Source organism: Holdemania sp. (assembly GCF_986127675.1).
In genome coordinates, this window is record NZ_CFQZWI010000157.1 from 1 (window position 1) to 4,468 (window position 4,468).

General features: G+C 57.4%; 4 protein-coding genes. All 4 read right to left on the reverse strand.

All coding sequences use genetic code 11. From position 1 onward, the window contains the following. Nucleotides 1-98: 98 nt before the first annotated feature. Nucleotides 99-1,427 carry a UDP-N-acetylmuramoyl-L-alanine--D-glutamate ligase gene (gene murD / locus AC5OW4_RS14620; protein WP_493677154.1) on the reverse strand — a complete coding sequence of 443 codons (1,329 nt, stop codon included), beginning with the start codon at nucleotides 1,425-1,427 and terminating at the stop codon, nucleotides 99-101. Nucleotide 1,428: 1 nt separating this feature from the next. After that, the gene (mraY, locus tag AC5OW4_RS14625; RefSeq protein WP_072684155.1) at nucleotides 1,429-2,391 is read right to left on the reverse strand and encodes a phospho-N-acetylmuramoyl-pentapeptide-transferase; all 963 of its coding nucleotides are present in this window, start codon (nucleotides 2,389-2,391) and stop codon (nucleotides 1,429-1,431) included. Nucleotides 2,392-2,408: 17 nt separating this feature from the next. Further along, nucleotides 2,409-3,848 (reverse strand): UDP-N-acetylmuramoyl-L-alanyl-D-glutamate--2,6-diaminopimelate ligase, encoded by a 1,440-nt coding sequence (locus AC5OW4_RS14630; protein ID WP_493677155.1) that lies wholly within the window; start codon nucleotides 3,846-3,848, stop codon nucleotides 2,409-2,411. Continuing rightward, the coding region (locus AC5OW4_RS14635) for a penicillin-binding transpeptidase domain-containing protein (protein ID WP_493677156.1) at nucleotides 3,799-4,468 on the reverse strand (670 nt) is incomplete at its 5' end. The genes AC5OW4_RS14630 and AC5OW4_RS14635, both read right to left, overlap by 50 nt.

Below are 4,468 nucleotides of genomic sequence, written 5' to 3' on the forward strand. Positions count from 1 at the left end.
CTCTTCCGATCTTCTTCAAGAACATCCGCTGCATGACCTGTCGTGACCGGATACGCCAGTGATCTCGGATCGCTCAAGGTTAAAGCACAATACCGGCGTTACAGACTGTTTTTTTCATCAGCCTGCCCGGCCAGCGCCAGCACCTGTTCCTTGAACTGGCGGCCGCGCTGTTCATAGTCGGTAAACTGATCCCAGCTGGCGCAGACCGGCGACAACAGCACAATATCGCCCTTCTTCGCCAGCTGACAGGCCTGATCAACAGCCTCCGCCATCGTTTCCACGACGATCGCATCCGGCCGCAGCGCCTTGAGCTGATCACGGGTTTCGCCATACACGATCATCGTCGCGATCCGGTCCAGAACCGGCTTCAGACCCTCGAAGCCGGTCTTTTTATCATACCCCCCGGCAAGCAGAATCACCGGTTTATCAAAAGCCTTCAGGGCGACCGTCGTCGCGTCGACGTTGGTCCCCTTGGAATCGTTGTAATACCGCGCGCCATTGATTTCCGCCACAAATTCGATCCGGTGCTCGACGCCCTTGAACGTGCGGATACCTTCGCGGATCTGATCCGCGTCCACGCCCATCTTCACCGCCATCGCGGCCGCCGCCATTGCGTTCTGCAGGTTATGCCGGCCCGGCAGATGCAGATCACTCAGCGCAAACAGCGGCTGATCAAACAGCCAGACCTGATCCTGCTTTACGCAGACGTCGGCCGGCTGATCCAGCGAGAACGTCACCCTGCGGCACGGCAGCTCCGCGCAGCGTTTGACGATTTCCGGATCGTCGAGATTGACTAAAAACCAGTCGTCGCCGGTTTGATTTTTCCAGACGAGCATCTTGGCGTCGTAATAGGCGTCCAGCGAACCGAAATAATCCAGGTGATCCGGCGTCAGATTCATGCAGACGGACACCGTCGGATGGAACTTTTCCATCGCGACCAGTTGAAAGGCCGCGACCTCCAGCGCCACGTCGGTCTTCTGATCGCCTTGTTCCCGCACGATTTCCGATAACGGCACACCGATATTGCCCGCAGTCCGGGCATTGGGACGCTTGCGTTTCAGCAGCTCGCCCAGCAGCGTCGTCGTCGTGGTCTTGCCATTAGTACCGGTAATGGCGGCATAGGTAAACTGATCGGTAAACCACGAAGCCACCTCAATTTCATTGACAATCCTTGCTTTTTTCTCTACGAAATACTGCACGAACGGCGCATGATAAGGAATCCCCGGATTCTTGACGATCAGATCCCAGTTTTCCATTTTCAAAAATTCCGGATGTCCGTGATCCAGGACCTGAACTCCGGCTTCTTCCAGTTCGCGTTTCGCATCGATCTGCTTCATATCGGTAATCGTGACCGCATGATGATGACTTGCCAGCAAATACGCCGCCTGCGTCCCGCTGCGGGCCGCGCCGATGATTAAAACCTTCATATTACAACACTCCAATCAGAAAGCCGGCCACCGTGCAGACCAGCTGTAAAATCCAGAACATCACAACGACCTGCGTCTCGCGCATGCCGCCTAAGACAAAGCTGTAATGAATCGGGGTGTAGCGGAACACGCGTTTGCCGCGCAGCTTCACCGATGAAATCTGGATAATGACGCACAGCGTTTCCCAGACGAACACCCCGCCGATCACCACAACGGCGATCTCCTGCTTCAGAATCATCCCGACGGCAGCCAGCGCCCCGCCCAAAGCCAGCGAGCCGGTATCGCCCATGAAGATCTTCGCCGGATGCGAATTGTATTTCAAAAAGCCCAGCAGCGATCCCATCACCGCCATGATGAACGTCGCGATCGCCAGCTTGTCCTGCTGCAGAGCGAACATCACAAACGGCGCGAAGGCCAAAAAGCTGCATCCCCCTGCCAGCCCATCCATGCCATCGGTCAGATTGACGGCGTTGGACGCGCCGGTGAACATAAAGAACACCAAAAGCATATACAGCCCGCCTAACGGAATCACCCATTCAAGAAACGGCAGGATCACATCCGTCGACGCGTTCTGGCGGTACATGAAGAAGAACAACACCGCTAAGACCAGCTGTAAAAAGAATTTGTACTGCGGCTTAAGGCCTTCGTTGTTCTGCCGGATCACGATGATATAATCGTCCAGAAAGCCGATCAGACCGTAGCCGACATACGCCAGCATCACGATCATCGCCTGCAGGTCGCGGATCGCCTCCGGCTGCAGAAGCAGCGTTACGGCTAAGGGCGTCAGCACGAACACGATGCCGCCCATCGTCGGCGTCTTCTGTTTTTGTTTGTATTCTTCTAACGAATATTCGCTGACGGTCTGGTTGTAGTTGATTTTATGTAGATAGGAGATCAGCAGCGGCATCGTCGCAAGCACGACGACCAGGCTGATTCCAAAAGCACTGACCAGTGTTAGAAACATGTTTCTGTCCTCCCCGCTTACCCGAAGTACCGCTCGATCAACGTGCGGTCGCTGGGGCAAGTCTTTGCCGTGTTCTGGATCAGGGAAGTCTCCCCGCCTTTTCCAGCGACTACTATTATATCATCAGTTTGCGCGCCGTCGAGTACAAATTTTATTGCTTCCGCCCGGTCGCGGATGATTTTCTCAGAGCCGTCGCAGCCCGCGGCAATCTGCGCCAGAATTCGATCTGGATCCTCGGTGCGCGGATTGTCGTCGCATAACACAACCTGATCGGCATAGGTGCAGGTGATCCGGCCCATCAGCGGGCGTTTATCCGCCTCCCGATCCCCGCCGCAGCCAAACACCACGCTTAAACGGGTATGCCGCCCATCCGCCACCTTACGCCAGTGCTTCAGCATCGCTTCCAGTGCGCTGGCGGTGTGCGCGTAGTCGACGACGGCCAGCACCGGCTGCTGGCATACGATTTCCATCCGGCCTTCCGGTAACGCCGCATGACGCGCGAACTCCAGCATCGCCGCCCAGGGGATATCCAGCGCGAACCCGCAGGCCAGTGCGGCTGCCAGATTCCCTTCATTAAAGATTCCGGCCAGCGGCGCTTCGACGCGGTGGCCGTTGAGATCAAACGTGATCGAATCCAGCGTTTCCGCGACCGGATGAATCCGGAAATTGACGCTGTCCCGGCCATAGGTAAACACCGGCCGGTGCAGCTGTCCCAGCCAGCGCTGCGTCACCGGGTCGTCCTGATTCAAAATCGCCGTCCCTTTCTCTTTCAATTTCTCAAACAACATGAATTTCGCCCGCTGATACGCTTTTAATGTCTTGTGATAATCCAAATGATCCTGTTTCAGATTTGTCAGCACCGCCAGATCGAACAACAGCCCGTCGACCCGGTGCATCGCCAGCGCCTGGGAGCTGACCTCCATGATCACGGTATCAATCCCCCGTCTCACCGCTTCGTCCAGCAAGCGCGTTAACGTCAGCGGATCGGGCGTCGTATTCGGACTGAAGCGAATTTCATCGCCGATCACAATCCGCCCGGTGCCGATCAGACAACAGCGCCGCCCGGCGCCGTTTAACATGTCGTAAAGCAGCTGGGTAACCGTGCTTTTGCCATTGGTGCCGGTCACGCCGATCATCGTCAGCTTCAGCGCCGGATAATCGTAATACGCCTGCAGCAGCAGCGGATAGACTGCACGCGGATCGGGATGCACGATCGTCCGTTCCCCCGGCTGATCGCTGAGCACGTACCCGCCGCGCGAGCGCACCGCGTCAGCCCATTGCCGTCCATCCGCGCGGTCGCCCCGCAGCGCGACAAACAACCCGTCCCGGCCGATTTCCTGCGCCCGGTCGCTGAGTGCGGTCAGCTCCGTCGCGTCTTCCGTTTCAATGCCAATCACCCGCAGCAGCTCATTCAGCCGACGCCGCCGGGCAGTAGAGCCAGACTGTTCCTTGTTCATCAATTTTCACCCCCGGACTCGGCAGCTGGTCAACGACGACGTCGCCCTCGCCGATCTTGACCAGCTTCAGATTTTCGTTTTTTACCTTTTTGTATTCCTTGCCGATATAATCGCCGACCTCGATGGTCACCGGATCGGTCCACAGCTTGATCTTCGCCATCTGATCGTCGGTTCGCCTGACCTCATAGAGTGTCAGCACATCTTCCAGCACGTTGCGCACGATCGGGGAAACGACGGTGCCGCCGTACTGAATGTTGGACTTTGGCGCATCCAGCGCGATATACACGACGATCTGCGGATCGTCGATTGGAGCCGCGGCGATCGTCGACAGAATGTACTCGCCGCTCAGATACGCGCCGTCCTTCGCCTTCTGGGCTGTACCGGTCTTGCCGCCGATCTTGTAGCCGTCGATATACGCCCCCTTCGCTCCGCCTAACGCCACGACGCTTTCCAGCGCATAGCGCATCTTGAAGCTGGTATCCTCGCTGATGACCTGGCGCACGGCGTTGGGCTTCACCTCGACGATCGGATCCTTGGTCGTCGGATGCAGGATCGCCTTGGTGATATACGGCTGGTACAGCGTCCCGCCGTTGACGATTGCGCAGAAGGCCGTGACCAGC

What these genes read in the sequence shown, in the direction of transcription:
- AC5OW4_RS14630 (WP_493677155.1), bottom strand. Translation starts at nt 3,848, where the DNA reads ATGAACAAGGAACAGTCTGGCTCTACTGCCCGGCGGCGTCGGCTGAAT.
- murD (WP_493677154.1), bottom strand. Translation starts at nt 1,427, where the DNA reads ATGAAGGTTTTAATCATCGGCGCGGCCCGCAGCGGGACGCAGGCGGCG.
- mraY (WP_072684155.1), bottom strand. Translation starts at nt 2,391, where the DNA reads ATGTTTCTAACACTGGTCAGTGCTTTTGGAATCAGCCTGGTCGTCGTG.